This window comes from Desulfococcus multivorans (assembly GCF_001854245.1).
GTDB lineage: Bacteria > Desulfobacterota > Desulfobacteria > Desulfobacterales > Desulfococcaceae > Desulfococcus > Desulfococcus multivorans.
The window spans coordinates 2,566,010-2,592,772 of record NZ_CP015381.1; the positions used below are offsets into that span (position 1 = coordinate 2,566,010).

The window sequence follows — 26,763 nt, forward strand, 5'->3', positions numbered from 1 at the left end:
TCTTCAGTCTTCAGCCTCTAAAATACCATTCCTGCATCAAAAAGCAAATCCTAATCCGCGGCGGCCCGTTGTTCCGGCGCTGCTGAAGAAAGCCCCTCGATGCCGGGATAACGGTTGAATTCCCTTCGCGTGGCGGCTATAATTCCAACACCGTGGAGGAAATATCGTTCGGCACAGACCGGGATCCAGGCCGCTCCGGACGACTGCGTTCAGGGATTCATGACATGGAGGGAGCTCTCATGAGCGTCTGCGTTGAAGACAATGTGCTGGAAGAACTGATCAAGCTCTTGAAACTGGAAAAGATCGAGGAGAACATTTTTCGCGGCCAGAGTCAGGATCTGGGTTATCGCAGCGTCTATGGGGGACAGGTGCTCGGTCAAGCCCTGTCGGCAGCCTGCCAGACCGTTCCCAAAGACCGTAGGATTCACAGCCTTCATGCGTACTTTCTGAGAATGGGCGACGCCCGGAAACCCATCGTTTATGACGTGGACTGCATCCGGGACGGCAAGAGCTTTACGACCCGCCGGGTGGTCGCCATCCAGAAGGGACGCGCCGTATTCAGCATGTCGGCATCGTTTCAGGTGGACGAGCCGGGCTTCGAGCATCAGGACGCCCCGCCGAGCGTACCAGGGCCCGAAGGTCTCGAATCCGACATCGAATTCGCCCTCCGCCATCAGGACAAAATACCGGCCGCCATCCGGGAAAAAATTATCTGCAGAAGACCCATCGAGATGCGACCCGTCAACCCCATCAAGCCCTTTGCTCCGGAGAAACGGGAACCGGTCCGGTACACCTGGTTCAAAACCATCGACCGGATGCCCGATGACCCGGCTGTTCACCGGTATCTGCTGGCCTATGCCTCCGACTTCGGCCTGGTGGTAACGGCGCTCTATCCCCACGGCCACAGCTACTGGGAGCCGTCCATGCAGGTGGCGAGTCTGGATCATGCCATGTGGTTCCACCGGGATTTCCGCATCGACGACTGGCTCCTTTATGTCATGAAAAGCCCCAATGCCTGTAAGGCTCGAGGCCTGGCCTCAGGGAGGATTTACACCCGGGACGGCAGGCTCATTGCCTCGGTGGTGCAGGAAGGCCTGATCCGCTACCACGATGATCCGCACCAGGGCATCCCGTGAAACCGATCCATCTGCCGCTTCGCAGGATCCGAGCCGTCGGGCGGGCGCTTCTGGATTTCACCTTCCCCTCCAAATGCACGGTTTGCGGTGCATTTTTCCCTGGGACCGTCGAAGCCGATCCCAGCGGCGTGGCGGCACCGCCGCCCCAGGCCTTTGCAGCCGCGTTAACCCCATTTTTCTGCCCCCGGTGCCGCAGCGACTTCACTGCCTGGGACGGCCCTCACTGCTGTCGTTGCGGCAGACCGATCGACAACCGCGGGGAGTGGGGTCCGATCTGCGATTCCTGCCTGAAAAAACCAAGGCAATTTCACAAAGTCCGGGCATTCGGCATCTACGACGGCAGCCTCAAAACCGCCCTTCATCAACTCAAATACCGGTCCAGAACCCAACTGGCCGGTCCCCTGGGGCGCCTCCTTTTTTCAACCTTTCTTCAGCACTGGCCCGAAGCGGATATCGATCTCGTGATCCCGGTTCCGCTTCACCCCCGCAAGTTCCGGCGACGGGGATTCAACCAGGCCTTTCTGCTCATACGACAGTGGCCCGAGCTCGCCGCCGAAATGCAGATTCCCGTTTTCCAGGAGATGATTCAAAAATCCGCCCTGAAAAGGGTCCGCGATACGGACACCCAGGTCGGAATGAAACGGAGCACGCGCCGGACAAACATCCAGAACGCCTTTGCCGTGGCCGGAGAGTGCGATGTCCGTGAAAAAAAAATCCTGTTGGTGGACGACGTCTACACCACCGGCGCCACGGCCGATGAGTGCGCGCGAACCCTGTGCAGGGCCGGGGCCGGGAGGGTCGACGTGCTCACGCTTGCGCAAACCGTTCAAAGCCGGTAATAGACCGGTCCATGGGAGGATGATCGAACCGCATGTATCCGGATCAGCCCCGCGTCGGCGTCGGCGCCGTGGTATTCAAGAACGACAAGATCCTGTTGGTCCTTCGAGGCAAGCCCCCCGCGGAAGGGGTCTGGGCCATCCCCGGCGGTCGTCTCAACCTGGGAGAGACCCTGAAGGAAGCGGCTGAAAGGGAGATCAGGGAGGAGACCGGCATCGACATCCGGGCCGGTGAACCGGTGTTTACCTTTGACGTCATCGAGCGCGACCCGGACGGAGGGATACGCTTCCATTACGTCATTGTGGATCTCGCGGCGGAATACGTGGGGGGCGTACCCTCGGCCGGAGACGACGCCGTAGAGGTCCGATGGGTGTCTGCGGCGGAGATGGATGCAATGGACGTCAATCCCACCACCCGAAAATTGCTGAAAACCCGGTTCAGTTTTGGCTGATCAGCCCGGAGCGGCTTCCACGGACCCGCGAAAAGGTTGACGGGTTATCCTACCCATTCGACTTTCGACTTTCATGATGGTGATCGGATAGAGGTGCCGGGAGGATACGGCCTATGAATTACCCATTATCAAAGACGGATTGTATGGAAAAAAACCGCGTCAAATGGAACGAAAAGTATCGGAAGGATCCCCATATGAAACCGCCCACGGCCATTGTCCGACGTTTTGGACCCATGGCTCCCGCAGGTCCGGCTCTGGACATCGCATGCGGCACCGGCGGAAACACGCTCTTCCTGGCTGAAAAGGGATTTGACGTCGATGCCGTCGACATCTCCGACGCAGCCCTTGCCGTCATCGCCGGCAAACACCAGCGGATCCGGACCGTTCACGCCGACCTGGACACCTATGATATCCCACCGGAGCGGTACACCCTGATCCTGAACATCCGTTTTCTGAACCGGCGCCTCTTTCCCTACATTCGAGAGGCGCTCCGTCCCGGGGGAATGCTGATCTTCGAGACTTACGTGGAAGCCCCCGAATACGGCGCCCAGGCCGTATCGTGCCGCGACTATTTGCTGCGGGACAACGAGCTGCTTCACGCCTTCATTTCCCTTTATATCATCTATTACCAGGAAAAGACCGTCTCCACGCCCAGGGGATTGTGGCGCACGGCAACCCTGGTGGGGATCAAACGATGAAACATTCCCCAGGGATGGACACCGCCGTTTCGGCGCCGTGGGTAAACCCGTTTTTCGCTCTGGTGGTCGGCGTCTTCGCCGTGTCTACGGGGGCAATCTTCGCCAGACTGGCCGGTGAGGCCCCCGCCCTGGTCATCGCGGCCTATCGCGTGGGGTTGGCGACGCTGGTCCTTCTGCCCGTGGCCTTCTTTACCGCCCGACGTGAGCTGATGCGCCTTTCCGGAGCCGATCTGAGGCTTGCCGGATTTTCGGGCCTCTTTCTCGCCCTTCATTTCGCCACATGGATCTCCTCCCTGGATTACACCTCGGTTACCAACAGCGTCGTGCTCGTCAACACCAATCCCCTGTGGGTGGGCATTCTGACGCCCTTCATCACGGGAGAGCGTCTGGGCAGAACCGCCGTGGTCAGCATTCTCATCAGCGTCGTGGGCGGCGTCATCATCGGCTACGGAGATTTCGAGACCGGCGGCAAGGCGCTTCTGGGCGATGCCCTCGCCCTTGCCGGGAGCATCTGCGCGGCGGTCTACCTCCTGATCGGCCGCCGCCTTCGGCAGAAACTGACACTCACGGCCTATGTCACCGTCTGCTACGGAAGCGCCGCCGTCATTCTGTGGGCCATGGTCCTTTGTCTTCGACTGCCGATCAGCGGTTTTTCCACCAACACCGTCACCGCCTTCTGGGCCATGGCCCTCATTCCCCAGCTGATCGGCCATACGAGTTACAACTGGTCTTTGCGATGGTTCAGCGCCGGCACCATCGCCGTGAGCCTCCTGGGAGAGCCCATCGGCAGCAGTATCATGGCCTATTTTCTCTTCGACGAGGGCTTCACCGTCCACAAGCTGCTCGGCGGGGGCCTGATCCTTTTCGCCATCTACCTGGCGTCCCGGGGGGAAGCGACAAAGAAAGCGGGATGATTCCCGTTGACAAAGCGGCATCGATGCTTTAAGCAACACCCAGTCGAAATTTGGCCGTCGATCCCGGCACCGCACCTTTCAGGGCACCGCACCTTTCAGGCGTAATGACGGATACGGCAGCCGCGGACTTTCATGAATGAGCAATTGAATGAAGACGGAGGCAGACCCATGGCATATGAAAACATTCTGTTTACGGTGGAAGACGGTATCGCAACACTGACCTTCAACCGCCCCAAAGCCCTCAACGCCCTCAACGGGGCGCTCCTGGACGAACTGGCTCAGGCCCTGGACGATACGGCGCAAAATGAGGACATCCGCGTACTGATATTGACGGGCGCCGGTGAAAAATCCTTTGTGGCCGGGGCGGATATTACCGAGCTTGCCACCTTCGGCCCCCTTCAGGCCAAGTTTTTCGCCCAGAAGGGTCAGGCCGTCATCAGCAAACTCCAGGCCCTGGCCATTCCGGTTATTGCGGCGGTGAACGGTTTTGCTTTAGGCGGCGGCAGCGAGATGGCCCTGGCGTGCGACTTCATCTACGCATCGGAAAGCGCCAATTTCGGCCTGCCGGAAATCGGCCTCGGCATCATCCCCGGGTTTGGCGGCACCCAGCGCCTGCCGCGCTTGATCGGCGCCAACCGGGCCAAAGAGATGATCTTCACGGGAAAAATGATCCCAGCGGCCGAAGCGCTGGAAATCGGTATGGTCAACAAGGTCTTCGCACCGCAAGCCTTGATGGAGGAGACCCTTAAAACCGCACGCACCATCGCGGCCAAAGGCAAGGCTTCCCTCAGGGCGGCCAAGCAAAGCATCAACCGGGGTCTCAATGTCGATCTGGCCACCGGCCTTGATATCGAGGCCGAAGCCTTTGCGCTTTGCATGGCCAGCGAAGACGCAAAGGAAGGCACCACTGCCTTCCTCGAAAAGCGAAAGGCCGTTTTCAAGGGTCGCCTGAAATAAAAGGTTCTTTTCGCTTGACACGTTTTCCCGGATTCGTTATGGGTGATTTCGAAATTCTTTCCAACATTTAACAATGGGTTAGCGCCTATGCTCCGGTTTCCCTTTTTTGACGGTCTCGGCTTTTTCAGTGGATTTTTTTACTTTAAAAGGTCCGCTCATGGGCTGAGGGCGTAGACAACCTCGACAAAAAGACAAAAGCGCCATGAGTGGACACAACGTAGGGTGACATTCATGGTATATTGAGAGGGCTGTGGGTGGCACACCGACAGCCCTTTTTTTGTGCACCCGAATCCGGTCGCAGCCGCCACGGCCGATCCCTTTTCAAACCAACGATCCCACAGTGCGTGAAATCCGGTGGGAACAAGGAGGACAGAACATGATATACGACATCGAATACGAAACCATGCCGAGGGAGGCCCTGGAGGCCATCCAGCTGAGGCGACTCCGCTCGACCCTGGAACGGGCCTACGCCACCGTCCCCTTCTACCGCAAAAAATTCGCCGAAGCCGGCATCACACCCGGTGACGTCAAATCCCTGAAGGATCTTTGCCGTCTGCCCTTCACCACCAAACAGGACCTGAGGGACAATTATCCTTTCGGCATGTTCGCCGTTCCCATGGATATGGTGGTCCGGATACATGCATCGTCCGGGACCACCGGCCAACCCACGGTGGTCGGCTATACGGCCCGCGACGTCAATACCTGGGCCACCCTGATAGCCCGTGCCCTGGCCGCCGGCGGCGCCACCCGGGGAGACATCATCCACAATGCCTTCGGGTACGGTCTTTTCACCGGCGGACTCGGGGTCCACTACGGCGCCGAAAAACTGGGAGCATCGGTCATTCCGGTATCGGGGGGCAACACCAAGCGCCAGATCACCATCATGAAGGATTTCGGCCCCACTATCCTCACCGGCACCCCATCCTACGTCCTTCATCTGGCCGAGGTCGCCTCTGAACTCGGCGTGGATTTCAAGGACCTGAAATTCAAATACGGCATCTTTGGCGCCGAACCCTGGTCCGAACACATGCGGGAAGAGATCGAAAGAAAACTCCACCTGAAAGCCGTGGATATCTATGGGCTGAGCGAGGTCATCGGCCCCGGGGTCTCCATCGAATGCCACGAAGCCCAGCGCGGTATGCACATCGCGGAGGACCATTTCATCGCCGAAATCATCGATCCGGACACCGGCGAGCCCCTTCCCTACGGCGAGACGGGTGAATTGATCTTCACCTCCATCACCAAGGAGGCTTTCCCGGTCCTGCGCTACCGGACCCGGGACATCACCTCCATCAATCCCGAGCCCTGCATCTGCGGTCGGACACTCGTCCGGATGAACAGGGTCAGCGGACGGACGGACGACATGCTCATCATCCGGGGCGTCAACGTGTTTCCCTCCCAGATCGAGAGCGTCCTCATGGAGACCAAGGGCGTGGAACCCCATTACCAGCTTCAGGTGGACCGCGTCGACAACCTGGACAAACTGACGGTGATGGTCGAGGTGGGAGAGAATCTCTTCTCCGACACGGTCAGCCCCCTTCAGGAGATCGAGAAAAAAATCACGAAAGACATCAAGGAGATCATCGGGGTCTCCGCTCACGTCAAACTGGTGGAGCCCAAGACCATCCAGCGCAGCGAGGGCAAGGCCGTTCGGGTGATCGACAACCGGAAGTTGTAACGGCGGGAATTTTCCGATATATATTCCCCGTAGCCGCCGTTCGCCGTCGACGATATCGGAAGGAAAAACCCTATCAGTCAGAGGAGACAACATTATGCGCGCAGAACAGATTTCCATTTTCCTGGAGAATAAATCCGGACGCCTCGCCGAGGTCACCCGGATCCTGTCCGAAAACAAGATCAACATCCGGGCGCTGTCGGTGGCCGACACATCGGATTTCGGGGTCCTGCGACTCATCGTGGACGACAATGAAAAAGCCTGCAGCGTCCTGAAGGAAAACGGCTTCACCGTGGGGAAAACCAACGTGGTGGCCGTCGAGGTGCCGGATCAGCCCGGCGGGCTCTACCATATTCTCACCATCCTTCAAAACGGAAACGTCAACGTTGAATACATGTACGCCTTTGTTCAGCAGAGCGGCAGCAACGCCGTCATGATCTTCAGGTTCGATCATACGGAGGAGGCCCTGAAACTGCTCAAGGATAACGGCGTGACGGTGATCGAGGGACGCAAGCTCTATACCCTTTGACCCTGGTGCGCCGGAATCGACCGGCATGTAGGGATCTCACCCCACACCCCATAACCCCAAATGGAGGAAAGCGGATGCAAACACTGACGGGAGTCAGACGAAACGGTTGGCGGTTGCTCTTGACATGGGCCGTCGTTACGATTTTTGCGGGCGGTGCGCTTGCCGAGGAGACTTACAAGATCGGCGGAATATTCTCCGTCACCGGCCGGGCGTCCTTCCTGGGCGATCCGGAGAAGAAAAGCATGGAAATGGTGATCGAAAAAATCAACGCGGCCGGCGGCATCGACGGACGCAAGCTCGAGGCCGTCATCTATGATACCGAGGGGGACCCCACGAAAGCGGTCATGAGCGTCAGCAAGCTGCTCAACAAGGACAAGGTCCTGGCCATCATCGGGCCAAGCACCACGCCCACTACCCTTGCGGTCATGCCCTTTGCCGAAAAAGCCCGAACCCCCCTCATCAGCTGCGCCGCCGGGAACAAGATCACCATGCCCATCAATCCGTGGGTGTTCAAGACCGCCCAAAGCGACATCCACGCCGTTCAGGCCATCTATGAGCACATGAAGACCCGGGGCATTCGGAAGATCGGCATCCTCACCGTCGCCGACGCGTTTGGCGAGTCCGGACGGGAACAACTGGAAGCCCAGGCCGGGGACTTCGGGCTCACCATTGTCCAGGCCGATAAATTCGGGGGCAACGATACCGACATGACCGCTCAACTCACCAAGATCAAGAGCGCCAAACCCGACGCCGTCATCTGCTGGGGCACAAATCCGGGACCCGCCGTTGTCAACAAAAACGCCCGGCAACTGGCGCTGAACATCCCCGTTTATCAAAGTCACGGGGTGGCGTCGCCCAAATTCATCGAGCTGGCCGGGGAGAGCGCGGAAGGCACCCTGTTGCCCACCGGAAAGATCCTGATCCATGACCTCCTGCCGGAAACCGATCCTCAGAAGGCGGTCCTGGCCGAATATGCCGGAACCTACACCGAGACCTTCAAACAACCCGTATCCGGATTCGGCGGTTACGCCTATGACGCCGTCAATATCCTTGCCCAGGCCCTCAAGGGCACCGACGGCGACCCGGAAAAACTGCGGGACAACATCGAATCCTTGACAGATCACGTCGGCGTTTCCGGCGTTTTCAATTTCGGGCCGAAAGAGCACAACGGCCTCTCCGCCAATGCCTTCGTGATGGTCCGAATCCAGAACGGCACCTGGGAGCTCGTGCAGTAAGTGGAGGAGTTCGCCCAATATGTGTTTTCCGGTCTGACCAACGGCGCCATCTATGCAGTGATCGCCATCGGCTTCTCGATGCTCTTCAGCGCAACGGAGCTGATCAACTTCGCCCACGGTGAATTCGTCATGCTGGGTGCCCTGGGGCTTGTGACGCTGTGGGGGGAGCTGCACCTCCCCCTTCTCCTCGCTGTCGTCATGACCGTCGGCGGAGTCGCAATGGCGGGGCTTCTTTTCGAACGCATCGCCATCCGGACCGTTTCAAAACCCCACCCCATCGTACTGGTCATCATTACGGTGGGCGCATCCATTTTTCTTCGGGGGGCGGCCATGATCATCTGGGGGAAGGATGCTCGCAGCGTTCCGCCCTTCTCCGATCATCCGCCCCTGGACCTGGCGGGAGCGAAACTCTTGCCCCAGAGCATCTGGATCCTCGTCATCGCCGTACTCCTTGCCGTAGGCCTCTTTTATTTCTACCGGAAGACCCTCACGGGAAAGGCGATGCAGGCGACAGCCATCAACAAGCGCGGGGCTTGGCTTTCAGGCATCCCCTCCGAAAAAATGGTGCTCCTGGCGTTCGTCATGAGCACGGGACTCGGCGCGACCGCGGGGGTCATCATCGCCCCCATCACCATGTGCGGCTACGACATGGGAACCCTGCTCGGCCTGAAAGGTTTCTGCGCAGCCATGCTGGGCGGCATCGGCAGCCTCTGGGGATCGCTTGCAGGCGGATTCCTGCTGGGCCTCCTGGAGGCGCTGGGGGTGGGCTACATCTCCTCCGCGGCCAAAGACGCCGTCGCGTTCGTCCTGCTGCTCCTCATCCTTTACATCAAACCCGGCGGGCTCTTCGGCGCCGCCGACGCCTCGCGTTTCTGACCGGCGATGGCTCCTCCAACGGAAATCATGACCGTATCCCTTCGAAAGGGCGCTACCCCTGCCCTGGCCCTCCTTATGATCACCGGCGTCGGCCTCGTGACCACCAATCCCTACCACCTTCAGGTGATGACCTTCATCGGGATCAACACATTGCTGGCTCTCGGCCTCAACCTGCTCATGGGGTACGCCGGCCAGATCTCCCTGGGCCATGCCGCTTTCTACGGCATCGGCGCCTACACCACGGCGATCCTCACGACGACCTGCGGGCTGTCACCCTGGTTATCGCTTCCCCTGGCGGTGTCGGCCGCGGTATTGGTCGCCTTTCTGGTGGGCATGCCGACACTCAAGCTCTCGGGGTATTACCTCGGCATGGGAACCCTGGGGTTCGGCATGATCGCCTTCATTGTCTTCCGGGAATGGGACACGGTCACCGGGGGGGCCTCAGGGCTCGTCGGGATACCGCCCCTCTCCATCGGCTCCCTCAATTTTTCTTCGGGGAAAAATTATTTCTATCTGGTCTGGGGCATTCTCCTCATAACCGTCCTGGTCTCTCGACGCATCATCGATTCCCGCACGGGTCGAGCCCTCCGTGCCATCCACGACAGCGAAAAAGCAGCACGCGCCGTAGGCGTCGACACCATGCACCTCAAACTGAAGATTTTCGTATTCAGTGCGGGGATCGCCGCGATGGCCGGTTTCCTCTATGCCCACTACGTCAATTTCATCAGCCCGGGAAGCTTTGATTTCCTCATGTCGGTCCGGATGGTGACCATGGTGGTCATCGGCGGTATGGCCAGCATCTGGGGCGCACTTCTGGGGGCGTCCCTTTTGACCCTGCTTCCCGAATGGCTCCATGCCTTTTCAGACTTCGAGATGGTGGTCTACGGGCTCATCATGATGGGGGTCATGATCGTCATGCCCCAGGGCCTGACACGCGGTTTTCTGGACATCTACGAACGCGCCCGAGGTAGATATGGCCGATAAACCGAAGCTCCTGACGCTTCAGGAAATATCCAAGGCCTTCGGCGGGGTGCAGGCCCTGTCAGGCATATCCTTTGCCGTTGATGAAGGCGTCATCATGGGACTCATCGGTCCCAACGGCGCAGGGAAGACAACGCTCTTCAACGTGATCACCGGTGCCTACACGGCGGATTCGGGAAATATATTTCTCGAGGGCGTCTCCATCCGCGGAAAGCGAATCCAGGACATCGTCCGCCTGGGCATCTCCCGTACCTTTCAAAATGTAGAGCTCTTCGAAAGGATGTCGGTCATCGAAAACATCATGGTCGGCGGTCACGTCAGAACCCGAACCGGTTTATGGGGCGCCGTCACCCGACTTCCGGCGGTTCGAAAAGAGGAGACGGCCTTGAAAGCGCGCGCCCGGAAACTTCTCGATTTCGTCGGCCTCACCGTGGCGCCCGATCAACGGAGCGGCGATCTTCCCTTCGGCTGGCAGCGACTGCTGGAAATCGCCCGGGCCCTTGCGTCGGACCCCAAGGTGCTCCTTTTGGATGAGCCCGCCGCCGGCCTGAACGCAGTGGAAACCGAACGGTTGGGAATACTGATTCGAAAAATACGGGATCTCGGTGTAACGGTCATGCTGGTGGAGCATGACATGAGCCTCACCATGAACGTCTGCGACCGAATCCTTGTCCTCGATCAAGGCCGGATGCTGGCCGAAGGGGCTCCCCGGGAAATCCAATCCAATGCGGCCGTCATGTCCGCCTATCTCGGAACCGGCTGAAACCATGCTGCAAATCAAGAATCTCCGATGCTACTACGGCAGAATCATGGCCATCAAAGGCGTCAGCATTTCCGTGCGCCGGGGAGAGCTCATCACCCTCATCGGCGCCAACGGCTCCGGCAAGAGCACTCTGCTGATGTCGATCTGCGGACTGCTTTCCGCCTGGAAGGGGGAGATCGCCTTCGAGGATGCCTCCCTCAAGGGGATGGACCCGCCTGCCATCGTCCGGAAAGGCATCAGCCTCGTGCCCGAGGGTCGACAGGTCTTCGCACCCTTGAGTGTCCTGGATAACCTGAAATTGGGCGCCTACACCCGATACCGCCGTAAAGAACACACAGAAATCAATCGGGATATCGGCCGAATCACTGATCTGTTTCCGATTCTGGGACACCGTGCCGCGCAGCCCGCCGGGACACTCTCGGGGGGAGAACAGCAGATGCTGGCCATCGGACGGGCTCTAATGGCCAGGCCGCGCCTCCTGGCGCTTGACGAACCGTCCATGGGCCTGGCCCCCATAATGGTGGAAAAGATCCTCGACACCCTGGTCCGGCTCAAGGAAGAGGGGCTGACCATCCTCCTGATCGAGCAGAATGCCCAGGCCGCACTGAAAATCGCCGATCGCGGGTATGTTCTGGAAACGGGGAAGATCGTTTTAGAGGGCACCGGCGGGGATCTCCTTTCGGACGTGGAGGTCAAGCGGGCATACCTGGGTAAAGACTACGAAGAATTCTTTGAAGAGAGGGGATGACATGCTGAATCTTGCCCCCAACGAGCGGGAACAGCTCCAACTGGAGCGGCTTCAGGCCACCCTGAACCGGGCCTACCGGAACGTGCCGTTCCACCAGAACCGCCAGAACCTCGTGGCGGGACGAAACGGGAAGGATCCGTCCGCCATCGAACGGGTCGAGGATATCGCCGCGCTGCCTTTCATGGAACGAAAACACCTGGGCGAACATTACCCCTACGGCCTTTTTGCCGTTCCGCTCAAAGACATCGTACGCATCCATACGGCCCCCGGAACCACCCGGCACCCCACGGTTACGGGCTACACCCGCCAGGATCTCCGCATGTGGCGGGAAATGGTCGGTCGTGCTTTCACGGCTGCGGGGATCACCTCCGAAGACATCCTTCAGATCGACCTGGATCCCGGCCTGGCCAATTGGGGTCGGGATTACAAGGACGGCGCCGAATCCATGGACGTCGCCGTCATCCCCAATACCCCCCTCTCCCCCAGCAAACAGCTCATGGTGCTGAGAGATTACAAGACATCGGCCCTCGTCACGACCCCGTCCCGTGCGATTCAGCTGACCGATCTGATGTTCAAGGCCGAACTCAACCCCACGGCCCTCAACCTCAAGCGGCTGATCCTGGTGGGAGAACCCCTCATGCCGGAGGTGCGTCGACGCCTTGAATCCCGGCTCCACGTGGAGACATGGCATCAATTCGGGCTCAGCGAAGTCCCGGGGCCGGCCATCGCCTTTGAATGCCGGGATCACCACGGACTTCACATCAATGAAGACCATTTTCTCCCGGAAATCGTGGACCCTGTATCCGGCGACGTGCTGCCGCGGGGAGAGACGGGCGAGCTGGTGCTCACCACCCTGACCACCCGGGCCTTTCCCCTCATCCGTTTCCGTACCGGCGAAAAGGCCAGGTTGATGGCGGATACGTGCCCCTGCGGAACAACCTTCCTCAAGTTGGAATGGTTTGAGGATCGGACGGACGATATCCTCAACATCAACGGGGTCAAGGTTCACCCGAGCCAGATTACCCGGCATATTGAAGACGCCCTGTCCTTCGTTCCGAAATACCGCGCCGCCGTCAGGGAAGCAGAAGGCGAAAAAAAACTTCTCGAAGCGGCCATTGCCATGGACGACCGCTTGTTTTCCGATGAAATCAAGATCCTCGAAAAACGGATTCACCAATTGGAAAGCAGTCTCCGTGAAAACTTAGGGGTTCCCGTCCGGATCCGGCTCATGGAAACGAGCCTTCTCTGACGTCTCCGGACGTCCGGAGCACCCCCGGTTTTCCGGTTACGGTTGGTGGGTCTATTTTCGCTTATCATTTGACACACCCTGTTAAAACGGTTATAATCCAATAAGCTTATAACTTTTTATATAGTCAAGTTGTTTTTTTTTGAAGAATTCGACAAGGTTGTCGACATCTGGTGAGCAACCGCGCCGGGAGCAGGTAACCGTCATGACAAAAGATAAAATTTATCTTCACATCGTATGGGGAGCCGTGCTGGTCCTCATGGGTATCGGCGTGTTCTTCCGTATTCCCCAGGTTATGCCCCGGATCGAACAGATCGAGTATTTTTCCTCGATCATGGGGTTTGTAAAATTCAGTTTCTATCTGATCGGCATTCTGCTCATCGTCGGCGGGGCCAAGAAAATCATTTCCTGTTATCGCGAGTTGACCGATCATCCTTCATCATAACGCTCTCATGGCTCAGAGGTTATCTGTAAATGCGATATTTTTGACCATCCGCAATGCCGGTATAGAGGGTTGAAAGAAACGATATGCCCAAAGCGACACACATCAAGGTAGAACTCCCCGTCAGCCATTTGAAGGTCGACACCGCCCAATCCAGAATGAAGGACAGGGTCGCCGGTCTCCAATCCCAGGGCAACAAACCCGGCGTCAGCCCCGAAGTCGCTTTCAGAATCAAATTCCAGATCATCAGCAATAAAATTCAAATGGCGCCCAATCTGGATCAGGTTCTCAACAACCTGAAGGATGAGATCGTCGAGCTGTTTGAATCCGAACGCATCACCATTTACGTCATCGACGGCGTCAAACGCGAGTTGGTTTCACGGATCGTCGCCGGCAAAAATATCCATGACATTCGGGTGCCGGTGACCGCCACCAGCATCGTGGGATTCGCGACATACAAACAACGCCTGGTGAACATCGAAGATGCCTACGACCCGGAAGAACTGAAGGCCATCGACCCGAACCTCGCGTTCGACGACAGCTGGGACAAAACCTCCGGATTCACCACCCGTCAGGTGCTGGCCTGCCCGATCCATTTCCACAAATATCTGCTGGGAGCGATTCAGCTGGTTAACCGGAAAGACAACCGGCCCTTCACCAAAATGGACGAGCATTTCATCCGGGAACTCGCCAAGATTCTCGGTATCGCCATGTATAACCTCAAACGGGCGGCTCGCCAGGCCGGCAACAAGTTCTACTATCTTCTCCAAAACCACAGTCTGACCCAGAAGGAACTCAAAAACGCCATCATCGAAGCCAAAAAGCGGCGGGAATCCATCGAAAGCTATCTGATCGGCGTTCTGAAAATTCCCAAAAAAGAGGTCATCGAATCCCTCGCCAAATATTACGAGGTGCCGGGCGTTCTTTTCGACCCCAATCGGCCGATTCCCACTTCGCTGATGCGGAAGGGCAAAGAGGCCTTCATGAAGAAAAACCTCTGGGTCCCCCTGGAAAGCGACGGCGGGAAAGTCGTCATCGCCGTGGACAACCCCCACGACATTCAGAAGATCGACCTCATCAAACAGCTTTATCCCAACAATCCGCTCGATTTCCGGGTCGCGTTGCCCGGCGATATCATCGATTTCATCAAACACTTCTCCCTGGAGGAGGTCAGAAACGTCGGAGATATCGACGATATCCTTCATGAACTTCAACGGGAAGCGGAAAACGACGAGGAGACCGAAGAGGAGTTCGATGAGTCCGACAGCGCCGTCGTCAAGCTCGTCAACAAGATCATCCACGATGCCTATGCCAGAAAGGCGTCGGATATTCACATCGAACCCTATCCCGGAAAACAGAACACCCTGGTGAGAATTCGTATCGACGGCGTGTGCTCGGTTTATCAGACCATCCCTTACAACTATAAGCGGGCCGTCGTTTCCCGAATCAAAATCATGGCGGGTCTCGACATCGCCGAACGGCGGATGCCCCAGGACGGCAAGATACAGTTCAAGAAATACGGGGGCCTCGACATCGAGCTCCGGGTGGCGACCATTCCCACCCAGGGAAGTCTCGAAGACATCGTCATGCGGATCCTGAATGCCGGAGAGCCGATTCCTCTGGCCAACATGGGATTTTCCGAACGGAATTTCAATCGATTTGTCGAGCTTATTACCCAGCCCTACGGCATTATCTACGTCTGCGGCCCCACCGGTTCGGGTAAAACGACGACACTTCATTCCGCTCTCGCCTACATCAACAAGACGGAAACCAAGATCTGGACAGCCGAGGATCCCGTTGAAATTACTCAGAAAGGACTTCGTCAGGTTCAGGTCCACCCCAAGATCGGCTTCAATTTCGCCACGGCCATGCGGGCCTTTCTCCGCGCCGATCCGGATGTCATCATGGTGGGTGAGATGCGCGACAAGGAAACGACGGCCATCGGCATCGAGGCGTCTCTCACCGGACACCTCGTCCTATCGACACTGCATACCAACAGTGCGCCCGAAAGCATTACGCGCCTTCTGGACATGGGGATGGATCCGTTCAACTTTGCCGACGCCATCCTGGGCATCCTCGCCCAGCGTCTTGTGAGAACCCTCTGCAAGAATTGCAAGAAAACCTACCATCCCACTCGGGAAGAGCACGAACACCTGATCGAACGGTACGGCAGGTATGAATTCGAGGTCGATTTTCCCGATCTGCTGACCTATCGTGAGGACATGACGCTCTACAATGCCCCCGGGTGCATTCACTGCAATCAGACCGGGTATGCCGGCCGGATGGCCATCCATGAGCTGCTCGTTGCCACGGATGAGGCCAAGCGGATGATTCAGATGCAGGCCCGCCTCGAGGAATTGAAGGATCAGGCGATCAAGGACGGCATGAGAACCCTCGAGCAGGACGGCATCAAGAAAATCTTCGACGGCTTCACGGACCTCAAGCAGGTCAGGAAGGTCTGCGCCGCATAACCGCTTCAGTCGATCCGAGCCGCGCGACGAAATTTTTTCAGCTGACTTTCAAAATAGGATCGATCGGTTTTGGCGGCCGCGTAAGCCCGCTCCCCAGCCTGAACTGCGGCCTCATACCGGCCGTTGACAAAATAGCTCTCCGCCAGGGTGTCCCAGATATGGGGGGCGTTTGATCGTTCCGATGCCTTTTTCGCGAGGTCGAGGGCCCTTGCCGGAAATCGGAGGCTTGCATCTTCACAAGTGGCATAGAGCCACGCCAGGTTGTTGAATACCTCGGCGCTTTCCGATCCCAATCGGATGGCATTTTCATAGGCCTCCGCCGCTTTGGCATACTGATTCCGGCTGTAATGGAAGTCCCCCAGCAACCCGAACAATTCGGGTGAATCCGGCTGTTGCTGAAGTTCCCGCTGGAGGATCCGCTCAAAGAGATTCGCATTCAGGGCCTTCCCCGTATCGCCGAAATTGAGAGAATAGGCCATCACGGCGATCACGGTCATCGCCGCCCCATACAGGAGAATGCTCCGTCTCACTTTTCGGTCATGGCGGCGGACCCAACGCCGATCCTGCTCGCACTTGATGAGGTATTTCACCCGTTCAGCAATGCTGAAATGGTGCCAATTGGGTCTGTCGGGGGATTGTCCGCTGGTCAGCGTAATCTTTTCAAAAGTGGAGATCAACGGGCCCGCGGTATTGAAGAGCGTATAGACATAACAGTCGGCCTGGCGTTCGAAATTCCGCATGAAATAGCCGAAAACATACCTGAAATAGACCAGAAAAACGAGAATGGTCGCCAAGGTGATCAGGGTCGAGGTCATGGCCGCCTGACTCACCCCCGACTGGATGATGAACCGGTAGAGCGGCTCCGACAAAAGTATGCCGTAGACAATGAGATCGAACACGGCATAAGAAAACAAGATGTAGCCTACAAAGAAGAACAGGTAGAACAGAATGTGGTTTCGCTTCACGTGCCCGATCTCGTGAGCGATCACCGCATCCACCTCCTCCGGCCTCAACAGTCTCAGCAGGGCGTCGGTGACGAGTATGTAACGGTATCGTCGAACGAGCCCCATAACGCCGGCTGTGATCATCCGACCTTCGAAAAGCGGCCAATTCAGAATATCCGCATATGCCAGGCCGGCCCGTCGACAGAGCGCTTCGATGCGGCTTCTCTCATACCCCGACGGAAGCGGCGTGCATCTCCAGAACTTCTGAATCAACAACGGTCCCATCACCGCAACGATCATCAGAAAACAAAAGAAATAGATTATCTCGCCCTCGCTGCTGGAGAGAAAGCGTTTGAGAGATTCGAACGGCAGCAGGCGAACAAGGTCCGCGAAACCGGACAGCAATACCCATGGCAGCAGCACGGGTATGGATACCGCGAGATTGGAGACCGTGTAGCGCCTGCGATTCAGGTCGGTTCCGTAGAGCTTCCGGTAGGCGTCGAAGGCGACGCTCCAGAGGACGGCCAGGTATCCGATGAAAACCGAAATGAATATGAGTGCCTGGACGGTGGGGAGCATCGAGAGAAAGGAAAGGTGCTGAACAGCCTCAACTAGGTTCAATACGTATATATCGATACCGAAAAATACGATGGCCAGAATTGAGTGCCGGGTCACCATCCGGTTGAAAAGATGGTCGAGATGTTGAAAATCCCCGGTGGAAATACGACGTTCGAGTCTTCGGAACAGCACTCGGGTAAGCCCGGCATATCCCAGGAAAAGCCCGAAGAAAAGCGTTGTGGATTCCACAACCGAAAAGCCGGGCGTATCGGTTGGCTGATAGGTCGCGTAGATCAACAACACGACGATGAAATGGATAAAGTTGCCGAACATGAGCCCCTTGCAATCCGGATGGCCGATGCGTTTGAGGAACCGCCTCGGCAGGTCATCGACACATGACATAAAATGAGATAAAGATATCAAAGAGGCTCTTCGGGCACAAGCCCAAAAGCCGTCACAATTCCTGGAAGTCGTATTCCAGAAGGATTCGCAGATCCGCCTGAACCTCCGGACTGCCCGACAAATGGGTATAATTGTCCCCGATGCGGTACTTTCGACGGCGGACAGGATTTTCGAATCGCCCTTGAGACGTCAGGCTTGGATTACACGGCGCATCGACGCCCGGCATGTATCGGAAGGAAGGGGCGCAATCGTTGAGTTCCGGAACAGGCCGGCGCGGCCCTGACGAACGCCTTGAGGAAGAGCAGTCGCACATAAAACGAAACCCCGACCATTCGGTCGGGGTTGACTGACGTTATGGAGCGGGAAACGGGATTTGAACCCGCGACTTCGACCTTGGCAAGGTCGCACTCTACCACTGAGTTATTCCCGCTCGATCAAGGCGATAAAGCGGATTGATCGGCTCTATGGCGCCTTGCGGTATGATAATATGGAGGCGGCAACCAGATTCGAACTGGTGAATGGTGGTTTTGCAGACCACTGCCTTACCACTTGGCTATGCCGCCTATTGGAGCGGGAAACGGGATTTGAACCCGCGACTTCGACCTTGGCAAGGTCGCACTCTACCACTGAGTTATTCCCGCTCGAACGGATAACGCTTATAACGAGTTATCCCATTGCTGTCAATAGAAAAATCAAAGGTCGATCAGTTTTCTGAACTTGATGAAATAATCGACACCGGACCAGATGGTGAACAGCAAGGCTCCCCATAGAAAGAAGAGACCGATCGCGTGAAAGTTCACATTGAAATAGGGATAATGAATCAACAGGCTGATAATGGCGGCAATCTGAAAACCCGTCTTGTATTTTCCCAACCAGGAGGCAGAGATGTCCTCTCCGCTCTCGATCACCACCACCCTGAGTCCCGTGATGGCCAGTTCCCTGCCGATAATGACACAGACCACCCAGGCCGGTATCCAGCTCAAGGACGTCAGCATGATCAGGGAGGATGAGACCAGGAGTTTGTCGGCCACCGGGTCCATGACCTTGCCGAAATTGGAGATCATGCCCCAGCGCCGGGCGAAATATCCATCCAGATAGTCTGAAATGGCCGCGGCGCTGAACAACAGCATGGCCACCGCCGTCGTCAATCGGTTAGGAAAGAGGAGCAGTATCACCACGCCGGGTGCGGCAATGATGCGAAACATCGTCAAGAAATTGGGGTTGCTCAGTAGCTTACCCAGCTTGTCCCATTGCGTCATGCTGATCCGATCCCTGTTTCAAGGTCCCTGTTGAGGTATCCGGTGCCACCGTCCGGGTATCGGATGCCTGTTAGTGATTACGCTTGTTCCAATCGTCGAGAAAGGACTGGATCCCTTTGTCGGTCATGGGGTGGGCCGCGAGCTTGCCCAGAACCTTGAAGGGTATGGTGGCGATGTGGGCCCCTATGAGCGCGCTCTCCAACACGTGAACCGGGTTTCTCACACTGGCGACGATAACTTCCGTTTCATAGCCGTAATTATCGAAGATATCCACAACTTGCTCCACCAGTGTCATGCCGTCCTGAGACAAGTCGTCCAATCGTCCCACAAAGGGGCTGACATAGGCGGCGCCGGCTTTGGCCGCCATCAATGCCTGAAGCGGCGAAAAAATCAGGGTGACGTTCGTTCGGATACCTTCTTCCGCCAGGGTTCGAACCGCCTTCAGCCCGTCTACGGTCATGGGAATCTTGACGACAATATTGTCATGAATTGTGGCAAGATCTCGGGCTTCGGCGATCATGCCGTCTGTATCCAGAGCAATGACCTCGGCACTGATGGGGCCGTCGACAATGCCGCAGATTTCCCGGATGATCTCCTCAAAATCACGTCCCTCCCTGGCAATGAGAGAGGGATTGGTGGTAACCCCGTCTACCATGCCCATGCTGTGAGCCTCTTTTATTTCTTCGATATTGGCGGTATCGATAAAAAACTTCATAAGATTTTATCCTCCTGTTGATGATCTGGAATGCTCGGCGACAAAAGCGTCCCGGCATTTCCGGCTGCAGAACAGCAATTTTTTTCCATCCAGGTCGAGGGGTACACCCTCTCTTTTGGGGAAATAGGTTTCACAATAAGGATCCTGAACCATGATGTCCTCGACGGCGGCAACAGAGGTGCGGCTGTCGTCAAGACGCCCGGCCCAGGACCTGATTTTCCGATATAAAAAATAGACCAATGCGGAAATGATCAATAATCGGATCAAAACAACACCGTTTCTGATTCTTCGCAGGGAAACATTTTCTGGCCTTCGTCATCGAGATGCTCGAGAAGATATTGAGCATTCTTAAGGAATACGGGGTGGACAACGGTCGGATCTATATCACAAAGCGGTTGCAATACAAAGCGTCTTTTGTGCATGCGGGGATGCGGAATGGAGAGCGTGGGAGTATTCACGACCCAATTCCCATAGAGAATGATGTCCATATCCAGAGTCCGCGGCCCGAAACGGACCCCCTTTCGCTCCCTTCCCGCCGCCTGTTCGATGGTATGCAAGAGATCGAGAAGCGCATACGGATCCAGTTCCGTATCGATGCGCACCACCCCATTGACAAACCAGTCCTGATCCTTGTAATCCACCGGTTCGGTTCGATAGAAACGCGATAGCGCGGTGATGGTCGTACGGTGGGCGGCCCGCAGACCGTCGATCCCCTTCTGACAATATCCCCGCTTGTCGCCGATGTTGGAACCCAGGGAGATGAAGGCTGCCGTTCCGCGATCCACGGTCATTTGCTTCCGACGTCCATGACGTCGTCCGGATCCGCCCAGTTCCATGCCTCTTCCCAGAGCTCCCCGGTACAGACGATGCGGGCATTTCCCTCCAGAAAGACATGGCTGAACGCGGATCCGTCTCGCTCAAAGAAGATCCGAAGCGGCTCACCGCTCTTCGGCATCACGACGACCGGGGAGCGGACCCGGTCGCGGGCGGCCATCACCAATGCCGCCGCTACGGCGCCGGTGCCGCAGGCCAGGGTCTCCCCCTCCACACCGCGCTCATAGGTCCGGTTGAAGAGCCGTCCGTCCTCATGCACGAACGTGAAATTGACGTTGGTCCCCTCAGGTGCGAAAACAGGATGATACCGCAGCTCCCGCCCCATGCCGACGACGTCGACATCCGCGATATCCGCCGCGGCGACAACCACATGGGGTACCCCGGTATCGATGCAGGCGACCGTGAGGGCGCCGCTTCGGATCTCCACTCGTTTTTCAGGTTCGAAGCCGCGGGGATCGGTCATACGGATACGCACCCGATCATCGGTCACCCGGGCCGCAATGACTCCCGCATCGGTATCGAATGTCATGTCGGTTCCGGCGATGCCATTGACGGCAGCGAACCGCGCCACACAGCGGGCGCCGTTGCCGCACATGCCGGCACGGCTGCCGTCCGAGTTGAAAAAATGCCATTTGAAATCCGCGGAGGAAGAATCGTCCACAATCACGAATCCGTCGGCACCGAGAGAACGGCTTCGGGTGCAGAGGCGGCGCGCCAGGTTCGAAAACGCAGCTTCATGGAGGATTTTTTTCCGATTGTCGACAATGATAAAATCGTTCCCGCTGCCACACATTTTAAAAAAAGGAATTTTAGTCATATTCATCAAAACTGCCGGCTTGAAATACGGCCGTCCGAAGGCTCGGCCGGTTGGGTCAATAATCGACGGTAAACGTGTTGGAATCGTCGCCGGCCGCGCCGAACACATCATAGGAGCGCAATTTATAATGGTAACGATATCCGTTTTCCAAGGGGTCCGAAAAGGTCATTCGACCGTTTTGGCGAAGGGACGGTGTTATGGAAACCTGCGCGATCCGGTGGAAAATCAAGGGGCAGTCCCGACACTCAGCTTCCTCCACAGGGGTTTTCGCCCGATATACGGCAAAACCGTCGGCCTCGCCGGCATCGTCCCCGACTGCCGGAATCCCCCAGGTCAACTCCAGGACATCGCCGGCCACGGCCCCCGTCAGATCAGTTACCGCGGCGGGCGGCAACCGGCTGGGGGGAACGGGAGGAGCCTTGACCCCACACCCTGCCGTCAACACCCACGCCGTGAAAAGCAGCCCGATCCAACGGCGCGAACCCTTCACGGGTGCTCTCCGGATTTGATCCGGTCTTCGTTGGCGGATTCTCGGGCCAGCGTCCGACGGGCTTTCAAAATGGCCGACCGGACGTTTTCGGTCGCCGTGCCGCCCGCGGATTTTCGGCGATCAACCATCTCCCGGACCCCCAGAAACGAGAAAATATCCGACTCGATCCGGTCGGAAAAGGTTCGAAGCTCCGCCAGGCTGAGCTCATGCAGTTCCTTGCCGCGTCCGAGAGCGAATCCGACAGCCTTGCCGACCACATGGTGCGCCTCCCTGAAGGGCATCCCCCGGGTTGCCAGATAATCGGCCAGATCCGTGGCGTTCAGAAACCCGGTATGGGTCGCCCGTGCCATCGCATCGGTTTTGAAGGTAATGTTGGGGAGCATCCGGGTATAGACCGCCAAGGTCATCTTCAGGGTGTCGACAGCGTCGAAAAGCGGCTCCTTGTCTTCCTGCATGTCCCGATTGTAAGCCATGGGCAGGGATTTCATCAGGGTCAGGAGCGTCATCAGGTCTCCGTAGACCCGTCCGGTCTTGCCTCGGACGAGCTCGCACACGTCTGGATTTTTCTTCTGGGGCATGATGCTGCTGCCGGTGGTGAAGGCATCGGCAATCTCCACGAATCCGAACTCGACCGAAGACCAGAGGATCAGCTCTTCGGACAGCCGGCTGAAATGCATCATGCAGATGGCGGCTGCGGCAGTAAACTCCAGGGCAAAGTCCCGATCGCCCACCGTGTCCATGCTGTTTTCGGAAATCCGGGGAAAATCGAGCTGTCGCGCGGTATATTCACGATCAATGGGGTAGGTTGTTCCGGCAAGGGCCGCCGCACCCAACGGCATGACGTCGATACGGGAAAGCGCGTCCCGAAACCGTTCCCCGTCTCGGGTGAACATCTCATAATAGGCCATCAGGTGATGGGAGAGCAGGACGGGCTGGGCCCGCTGAAGATGCGTATATCCCGGCAAAACCGCCCCAAGATGAGTTTCGGCGAGAGACACCAGAGCACTGCGAAGCCGGCCGACAGCCTCGATGATCACACGGGTCTCCGCCCTGAGATACATGCGAATGTCGAGGGCCACCTGATCGTTCCGGCTGCGGCCCGTGTGCAGTTTCTGGGCCACCTTTCCCACGATCTCCAAAAGGCGGGACTCCACGTGCATGTGGATGTCTTCCAGGCTGTCGTCGAAGGCGAACGCTCCGGCTTCTATCTCCCGGCGCACCTGTTCGAGCCCCCGAACCAGCTCGGCGGCTTCCTCTGCCGTGATCACACCGGTTTTCGCAAGCATCCGGCAGTGGGCGACGGAGCCTTCAATGTCCCAGGTATAGAGGCGGCGATCATAGCCGATGGAGGCCGTGAACCCCTCCACCAGCGTATCGGTTCCTTCGGAAAATCGGCCGGACCAGAGTTTGTCGGACATGGTTTCCCCTTACGCCTGTTTCCGATTCATTTCCCGGATGCGAAGCCTGAGGGCGTTAAGCTTGATGAATCCCTCGGCGTCCCCCTGCCGGTAAACCGTGTCATCCTCGAAGGTGGCAAAGGCCTCGCTGTAAAGTGAATAATCCGATTTTCTACCCAACACCGTGCAGTTTCCTTTGTAAAGCGACAGACGAACGACACCGGACACATTTCGCTGGCTCTCGTCGATCAGCTTCTGCATCAACTCCCGCTCCGGGGAAAACCAGAACCCGTTGTAGATCATCTCGGCGTATCGGGGCATGAGGCCGTCCCGCAGGTGCATGACCTCCCGGTCCATGGTGATGGATTCCATGGCCATGTGGGCCGCCCGAAGAATCGTGCCGCCGGGCGTTTCATAGACGCCCCGGGATTTCATCCCGACGAAACGGTTTTCGACGATATCCGCCCGCCCGATACCGTGCTTGCCGCCCAGGCGGTTCAATTCCCTGAACAGGGTCGCCGGCGACATGGCGCGGCCGTTGACGGCCGTCGGATCGCCCTGATCAAAGGTAATCTCGATCTCCTCGGCCGTATCGGGCGCATCCTTGGGCGACACCGTCAGGGTGAAAATATCTTCAGGCGGTGGCTGCCAGGGATCCTCGAGAATGCCGCCTTCGTAGCTGATGTGAAGCATGTTCCGGTCGGTGCTGTAAGGCTTTTTCCGAGTTGAGAGGACCTCGATGCCGAACTTTTCAGCAAACGCCATGAGGGCCGTCCGGGATGTCAAATCCCAGATTCGCCAGGGGGCGATGATTTTGATGTCGGGTTTCAGGGCATAGTAACCCAACTCGAAGCGGACCTGATCGTTGCCCTTCCCGGTAGCGCCGTGACTCACCGCGTCGGCCCCTTCGATATTGGCGATCTCGATCTGGCGTCTGGCGATAAGGGGTCTTGCAATAGAGGTTCCCAGCAGATATTGTCCTTCATAAACTACGTTGGCGCGAAAGGCCGGAAAAACGTAGTCCCGAATGAAGGGCTCCCTCAGATCGTCGATATAGACCTTTGAGGCGCCGGTCTTGAGGGCTTTTTCCTCGATGGTGTCGAGTTCCTCCTCCTGACCGATATCGGCTGAAAAAGCAATGACCTCACAATCATAGGTTTCGATCAGCCAACGTAAAATCACCGACGTGTCCAGTCCGCCCGAATACGCCAGTACGACTTTTTTCACTTGCTCCGTCATCTTTCTGAATTCCTTTTCTTCATAACCCCCATAGTCCTTGATATCGCTTTTCGGCTGCCGTCACGAAAACCGAAAATTGCGTTGAGCAGCTATTTCCGGCTCAGCAGTTCGTCCAGACAGTCGACAAGGGCATCCACAGCCGCTTTTTCGATGATCAGGGGCGGTGCAAACCGGAGGATGTTCTCCTGGATACAATTGACGAGGAATCCCCGTTTCAGACAGGCGGTCACCAGCGGGGCTCCGGGAACGCTGAGTTCCATCCCGATCATAAGGCCTTTGCCCCTGACGTCGACGATGACGGGGTGGCGATCCCTGAGATCCCTCAACCGCGAAAGAAAGTGATCGCCGGTTTCAACCGCCTTTTCGATGACCCCCTCCTCGGTCAGGATGCTCAACGTCTCGATCGCCGCCGCGGTAATGACGGGCGTGCCCCCGAAGGTGGTGGCGTGGGCCCCCGGCCCGAAGGCTTCGGCGACATCTTCACGGGCCAGCATAGCACCGATGGGCAGACCGTTGGCGAGGGCCTTGGCCAGGCTCATGATGTCCGGTACGACGCCGAAATGCTCGTGGGCGAACAGCTTGCCGGTCCGGCCGATCCCGGTCTGGATCTCGTCGAAAATAAGAAGCGCCCCCGCATCATCGCACAACCGACGGACCGCGGCCAGGTATCCGGAATCCGGCATACGGATGCCGCCTTCCCCCTGGATCGGCTCCAGGATAACAGCGCAGGTTTCATGGTCGACCGCTTTTTCCATGGCATCGATGTCATTGAACGGCACGAAATCAAAGCCGCCCAGAACCGGATGAAACCCCTTCTTGATCTTGTCCTGACCCGTGGCCGACAGGGTCGCCATGGTTCGCCCGTGAAAGGATTTCTCCGCGCTCACGATGCGGTGGCGCGCCTCCCCCTTCTCGTGAAAATAGCGCCGGGAGAGCTTGATGGCGGCTTCGTTCGCCTCAGCGCCGCTGTTGCAGAAAAAGACCCGATCGGCGAAGCTGTGGTCGACGAGCCAGGTCGCCAGCTCGATTTGGGGTTGGGTGTAATAGAGGTTGGAGACGTGAAAAAGCCGTCCCGCCTGGTCGCACAAGGCCTTGGCGATCCGGGGATGGGCATGGCCCAGATTGCACACGGCGATTCCCGCCACGAAATCGGTGTAGGCTTTTCCATCGGCATCCCACACCGTCACCCCCTCGCCCCGTGTGATGACGATGGGCTGCCGGAGGTAGGTTTTGGCCAACACCTTGTCCGCCTGCTTCATGATGTCCTGCATCATATGGTCACCTGCGTTCCAATGCCGCTGTCGGTAAAAAGTTCCAGCAGGATGGCGTGCCGCTTCCTGCCGTTGATGATGTGGGTCTTCCCCACCCCGTTCCTGAGCGCGTCCAGGGCGCACTCGATCTTGGGAATCATGCCGCCTGAAATGCTCCCTTCATGGATCATGCTTTCGATGGTCGGCGCGTCGATGGAGGAGATCAGTGCGCCCGCCGCGTCCAAAACCCCGTCGACGTCCGTCAAAAGAATGAATCGTCCGGCGCCCAGGGCCTGGGCGATCCTTCCCGCCACCAGGTCGGCATTGATGTTGTAGCTTTCTCCCCCGTCTCCGGCGCCCACCGGCGCGATAATCGGAATGAAGCCCTGTCGGGAGAGGGTATGGATGATCTCCGCATTCACCTCCACCACCTCTCCCACCAATCCGGGGTCAATGATCTCGGGGGGTTTGGTCTCGTCCTCCTGAAAAACGATGTGGAGCTTCTTTGCCCGGATCAATCGTCCGTCCTTTCCAGTGAGCCCGACGGCCTTGCCGCCCTGTTGATTGATCTGAGAAACGATGCTCTTATTGACTTTTCCGCCCAGGACCATCTCGACCACATCCATGGTGGGCGCGTCGGTTAGGCGCATGCCGCGGACAAATGTAGAGGTGATGCCCATCTTCTCCAGAACACGATTGATTTGGGGGCCGCCGCCGTGAACCACCACCGGGTTGAGCCCGATAAACTTGAGCAGGGTGATATCCCTGGCAAAATCCGTTTTCAGCTGTTCATCCACCATGGCATGCCCCCCGTACTTGATGACGATGGTCATGCCGCTGAACCGGCGTATGTAAGGCAGTGCCTCGACAAGTATGTCCGCGACGTTCTTATTCATGCG

27 protein-coding genes and 3 tRNA genes are annotated in these 26,763 nt (G+C 57.5%); 16 read left to right on the forward strand and 14 right to left on the reverse strand.

All coding sequences use genetic code 11. The annotated features are described in order from the left end of the window. The first annotated feature begins 239 nt into the window (after positions 1–239). From tesB to dmul_RS11300, 16 genes are all read left to right on the forward strand, one after another. Positions 240–1,136 (forward strand): acyl-CoA thioesterase II, encoded by an 897-nt coding sequence (gene tesB / locus dmul_RS11225; RefSeq protein ID WP_020875104.1) that lies wholly within the window; start codon positions 240–242, stop codon positions 1,134–1,136. Next, complete coding sequence (locus dmul_RS11230) at positions 1,133–1,975, forward strand: ComF family protein (protein ID WP_020875105.1); 843 nt, start codon at positions 1,133–1,135, stop codon at positions 1,973–1,975. Before tesB ends, dmul_RS11230 begins: the two co-directional genes overlap by 4 nt. Positions 1,976–2,007: 32 nt before the next feature. After that, positions 2,008–2,424, forward strand: coding sequence for an NUDIX hydrolase (locus dmul_RS11235; RefSeq protein WP_020875106.1), 417 nt, complete (start codon positions 2,008–2,010; stop codon positions 2,422–2,424). A gap of 143 nt (positions 2,425–2,567) precedes the next feature. Then, positions 2,568–3,122 carry a class I SAM-dependent methyltransferase gene (locus dmul_RS11240; RefSeq protein WP_040413790.1) on the forward strand — a complete coding sequence of 185 codons (555 nt, stop codon included), beginning with the start codon at positions 2,568–2,570 and terminating at the stop codon, positions 3,120–3,122. Further along, positions 3,119–4,036, forward strand: a complete 918-nt coding sequence (locus tag dmul_RS11245; RefSeq protein ID WP_020875108.1) for a DMT family transporter — start codon at positions 3,119–3,121, stop codon at positions 4,034–4,036. Before dmul_RS11240 ends, dmul_RS11245 begins: the two co-directional genes overlap by 4 nt. A 168-nt stretch (positions 4,037–4,204) precedes the next feature. After that, positions 4,205–4,993: an enoyl-CoA hydratase-related protein gene (locus dmul_RS11250; RefSeq protein WP_020875109.1), complete on the forward strand. Its 789-nt coding sequence runs from the start codon at positions 4,205–4,207 to the stop codon at positions 4,991–4,993. A 376-nt stretch (positions 4,994–5,369) separates the two neighbouring features. Then, the gene (locus dmul_RS11255) at positions 5,370–6,671 is read left to right on the forward strand and encodes a phenylacetate--CoA ligase family protein (protein WP_020875110.1); all 1,302 of its coding nucleotides are present in this window, start codon (positions 5,370–5,372) and stop codon (positions 6,669–6,671) included. 94 nt (positions 6,672–6,765) lie between these two features. Continuing rightward, positions 6,766–7,197 carry an ACT domain-containing protein gene (locus dmul_RS11260; protein ID WP_020875111.1) on the forward strand — a complete coding sequence of 144 codons (432 nt, stop codon included), beginning with the start codon at positions 6,766–6,768 and terminating at the stop codon, positions 7,195–7,197. A 74-nt stretch (positions 7,198–7,271) separates the two neighbouring features. Continuing rightward, the gene (locus dmul_RS11265) at positions 7,272–8,432 is read left to right on the forward strand and encodes an ABC transporter substrate-binding protein (protein WP_020875112.1); all 1,161 of its coding nucleotides are present in this window, start codon (positions 7,272–7,274) and stop codon (positions 8,430–8,432) included. Further along, positions 8,433–9,308, forward strand: coding sequence for a branched-chain amino acid ABC transporter permease (locus tag dmul_RS11270; RefSeq protein ID WP_020875113.1), 876 nt, complete (start codon positions 8,433–8,435; stop codon positions 9,306–9,308). 27 nt (positions 9,309–9,335) lie between these two features. Then, the gene (locus tag dmul_RS11275) at positions 9,336–10,292 is read left to right on the forward strand and encodes a branched-chain amino acid ABC transporter permease (RefSeq protein WP_020875114.1); all 957 of its coding nucleotides are present in this window, start codon (positions 9,336–9,338) and stop codon (positions 10,290–10,292) included. Further along, entirely contained in the window at positions 10,282–11,052 is a 771-nt protein-coding gene (locus dmul_RS11280; protein ID WP_020875115.1) for an ABC transporter ATP-binding protein, read from the forward strand. The genes dmul_RS11275 and dmul_RS11280 overlap by 11 nt, the downstream gene beginning before the upstream one ends. 4 nt (positions 11,053–11,056) lie before the next feature. Further along, positions 11,057–11,800, forward strand: coding sequence for an ABC transporter ATP-binding protein (locus tag dmul_RS11285; RefSeq protein WP_020875116.1), 744 nt, complete (start codon positions 11,057–11,059; stop codon positions 11,798–11,800). Between the two features lies 1 nt (position 11,801). After that, the gene (locus dmul_RS11290; protein ID WP_020875117.1) at positions 11,802–13,049 is read left to right on the forward strand and encodes a phenylacetate--CoA ligase family protein; all 1,248 of its coding nucleotides are present in this window, start codon (positions 11,802–11,804) and stop codon (positions 13,047–13,049) included. Between the two features lie 202 nt (positions 13,050–13,251). Beyond that, positions 13,252–13,491 (forward strand): hypothetical protein, encoded by a 240-nt coding sequence (locus tag dmul_RS11295; RefSeq protein WP_020875118.1) that lies wholly within the window; start codon positions 13,252–13,254, stop codon positions 13,489–13,491. A gap of 83 nt (positions 13,492–13,574) precedes the next feature. Next, complete coding sequence (locus tag dmul_RS11300; RefSeq protein WP_020875119.1) at positions 13,575–15,959, forward strand: GspE/PulE family protein; 2,385 nt, start codon at positions 13,575–13,577, stop codon at positions 15,957–15,959. A gap of 5 nt (positions 15,960–15,964) precedes the next feature. Here the strand turns inward: dmul_RS11300 and dmul_RS11305 are convergent, their stop codons facing one another. From dmul_RS11305 to argB, 14 genes are all read right to left on the reverse strand, one after another. Beyond that, positions 15,965–17,863: a M48 family metallopeptidase gene (locus dmul_RS11305; protein WP_052018477.1), complete on the reverse strand. Its 1,899-nt coding sequence runs from the start codon at positions 17,861–17,863 to the stop codon at positions 15,965–15,967. 355 nt (positions 17,864–18,218) lie between these two features. Beyond that, a tRNA-Gly gene (locus dmul_RS11310) sits at positions 18,219–18,293 on the reverse strand. Between the two features lie 58 nt (positions 18,294–18,351). Further along, positions 18,352–18,426: transfer RNA gene (locus dmul_RS11315), tRNA-Cys, on the reverse strand. A gap of 3 nt (positions 18,427–18,429) precedes the next feature. Further along, positions 18,430–18,504 (reverse strand) — tRNA-Gly (locus tag dmul_RS11320). A 51-nt stretch (positions 18,505–18,555) separates the two neighbouring features. Then, positions 18,556–19,122 carry a CDP-diacylglycerol--glycerol-3-phosphate 3-phosphatidyltransferase gene (pgsA, locus tag dmul_RS11325; protein WP_020875121.1) on the reverse strand — a complete coding sequence of 189 codons (567 nt, stop codon included), beginning with the start codon at positions 19,120–19,122 and terminating at the stop codon, positions 18,556–18,558. Between the two features lie 70 nt (positions 19,123–19,192). Then, positions 19,193–19,837, reverse strand: coding sequence for a fructose-6-phosphate aldolase (gene fsa / locus dmul_RS11330; protein ID WP_020875122.1), 645 nt, complete (start codon positions 19,835–19,837; stop codon positions 19,193–19,195). A gap of 6 nt (positions 19,838–19,843) precedes the next feature. After that, the gene (locus dmul_RS11335; RefSeq protein WP_040413793.1) at positions 19,844–20,104 is read right to left on the reverse strand and encodes a hypothetical protein; all 261 of its coding nucleotides are present in this window, start codon (positions 20,102–20,104) and stop codon (positions 19,844–19,846) included. Next, entirely contained in the window at positions 20,101–20,628 is a 528-nt protein-coding gene (folK, locus tag dmul_RS11340) for a 2-amino-4-hydroxy-6-hydroxymethyldihydropteridine diphosphokinase (protein ID WP_020875123.1), read from the reverse strand. Before folK ends, dmul_RS11335 begins: the two co-directional genes overlap by 4 nt. Then, the gene (dapF, locus tag dmul_RS11345; RefSeq protein WP_234979152.1) at positions 20,625–21,494 is read right to left on the reverse strand and encodes a diaminopimelate epimerase; all 870 of its coding nucleotides are present in this window, start codon (positions 21,492–21,494) and stop codon (positions 20,625–20,627) included. The genes folK and dapF overlap by 4 nt, the downstream gene beginning before the upstream one ends. A gap of 49 nt (positions 21,495–21,543) precedes the next feature. Then, positions 21,544–21,978, reverse strand: coding sequence for a hypothetical protein (locus dmul_RS11350; protein ID WP_020875125.1), 435 nt, complete (start codon positions 21,976–21,978; stop codon positions 21,544–21,546). Next, a complete protein-coding gene (argH, locus tag dmul_RS11355; RefSeq protein ID WP_020875126.1) occupies positions 21,975–23,396 on the reverse strand; it encodes an argininosuccinate lyase in 1,422 nt (473 codons plus the stop codon). Before argH ends, dmul_RS11350 begins: the two co-directional genes overlap by 4 nt. 9 nt (positions 23,397–23,405) lie before the next feature. Continuing rightward, positions 23,406–24,614 carry an argininosuccinate synthase gene (locus dmul_RS11360; RefSeq protein WP_020875127.1) on the reverse strand — a complete coding sequence of 403 codons (1,209 nt, stop codon included), beginning with the start codon at positions 24,612–24,614 and terminating at the stop codon, positions 23,406–23,408. 89 nt (positions 24,615–24,703) lie between these two features. Beyond that, on the reverse strand, positions 24,704–25,888 hold the full coding sequence (locus dmul_RS11365; protein WP_020875128.1) for an acetylornithine transaminase: 1,185 nt from the start codon (positions 25,886–25,888) through the stop codon (positions 24,704–24,706). Beyond that, positions 25,885–26,760: an acetylglutamate kinase gene (argB, locus tag dmul_RS11370; RefSeq protein WP_020875129.1), complete on the reverse strand. Its 876-nt coding sequence runs from the start codon at positions 26,758–26,760 to the stop codon at positions 25,885–25,887. Before argB ends, dmul_RS11365 begins: the two co-directional genes overlap by 4 nt. Positions 26,761–26,763: the final 3 nt, after the last annotated feature.

What these genes read in the sequence shown, in the direction of transcription:
- tesB (WP_020875104.1), top strand. Translation starts at nt 240, where the DNA reads ATGAGCGTCTGCGTTGAAGACAATGTGCTGGAAGAACTGATCAAGCTC.
- dmul_RS11235 (WP_020875106.1), top strand. Translation starts at nt 2,008, where the DNA reads ATGTATCCGGATCAGCCCCGCGTCGGCGTCGGCGCCGTGGTATTCAAG.
- dmul_RS11240 (WP_040413790.1), top strand. Translation starts at nt 2,568, where the DNA reads ATGGAAAAAAACCGCGTCAAATGGAACGAAAAGTATCGGAAGGATCCC.
- dmul_RS11245 (WP_020875108.1), top strand. Translation starts at nt 3,119, where the DNA reads ATGAAACATTCCCCAGGGATGGACACCGCCGTTTCGGCGCCGTGGGTA.
- dmul_RS11250 (WP_020875109.1), top strand. Translation starts at nt 4,205, where the DNA reads ATGGCATATGAAAACATTCTGTTTACGGTGGAAGACGGTATCGCAACA.
- dmul_RS11255 (WP_020875110.1), top strand. Translation starts at nt 5,370, where the DNA reads ATGATATACGACATCGAATACGAAACCATGCCGAGGGAGGCCCTGGAG.
- dmul_RS11260 (WP_020875111.1), top strand. Translation starts at nt 6,766, where the DNA reads ATGCGCGCAGAACAGATTTCCATTTTCCTGGAGAATAAATCCGGACGC.
- dmul_RS11265 (WP_020875112.1), top strand. Translation starts at nt 7,272, where the DNA reads ATGCAAACACTGACGGGAGTCAGACGAAACGGTTGGCGGTTGCTCTTG.
- dmul_RS11275 (WP_020875114.1), top strand. Translation starts at nt 9,336, where the DNA reads ATGACCGTATCCCTTCGAAAGGGCGCTACCCCTGCCCTGGCCCTCCTT.
- dmul_RS11280 (WP_020875115.1), top strand. Translation starts at nt 10,282, where the DNA reads ATGGCCGATAAACCGAAGCTCCTGACGCTTCAGGAAATATCCAAGGCC.
- dmul_RS11285 (WP_020875116.1), top strand. Translation starts at nt 11,057, where the DNA reads ATGCTGCAAATCAAGAATCTCCGATGCTACTACGGCAGAATCATGGCC.
- dmul_RS11290 (WP_020875117.1), top strand. Translation starts at nt 11,802, where the DNA reads ATGCTGAATCTTGCCCCCAACGAGCGGGAACAGCTCCAACTGGAGCGG.
- dmul_RS11295 (WP_020875118.1), top strand. Translation starts at nt 13,252, where the DNA reads ATGACAAAAGATAAAATTTATCTTCACATCGTATGGGGAGCCGTGCTG.
- dmul_RS11300 (WP_020875119.1), top strand. Translation starts at nt 13,575, where the DNA reads ATGCCCAAAGCGACACACATCAAGGTAGAACTCCCCGTCAGCCATTTG.
- dmul_RS11305 (WP_052018477.1), bottom strand. Translation starts at nt 17,863, where the DNA reads ATGTCATGTGTCGATGACCTGCCGAGGCGGTTCCTCAAACGCATCGGC.
- pgsA (WP_020875121.1), bottom strand. Translation starts at nt 19,122, where the DNA reads ATGACGCAATGGGACAAGCTGGGTAAGCTACTGAGCAACCCCAATTTC.
- fsa (WP_020875122.1), bottom strand. Translation starts at nt 19,837, where the DNA reads ATGAAGTTTTTTATCGATACCGCCAATATCGAAGAAATAAAAGAGGCT.
- folK (WP_020875123.1), bottom strand. Translation starts at nt 20,628, where the DNA reads ATGACCGTGGATCGCGGAACGGCAGCCTTCATCTCCCTGGGTTCCAAC.
- dapF (WP_234979152.1), bottom strand. Translation starts at nt 21,494, where the DNA reads ATGAATATGACTAAAATTCCTTTTTTTAAAATGTGTGGCAGCGGGAAC.
- argH (WP_020875126.1), bottom strand. Translation starts at nt 23,396, where the DNA reads ATGTCCGACAAACTCTGGTCCGGCCGATTTTCCGAAGGAACCGATACG.
- dmul_RS11360 (WP_020875127.1), bottom strand. Translation starts at nt 24,614, where the DNA reads ATGACGGAGCAAGTGAAAAAAGTCGTACTGGCGTATTCGGGCGGACTG.
- dmul_RS11365 (WP_020875128.1), bottom strand. Translation starts at nt 25,888, where the DNA reads ATGATGCAGGACATCATGAAGCAGGCGGACAAGGTGTTGGCCAAAACC.
- argB (WP_020875129.1), bottom strand. Translation starts at nt 26,760, where the DNA reads ATGAATAAGAACGTCGCGGACATACTTGTCGAGGCACTGCCTTACATA.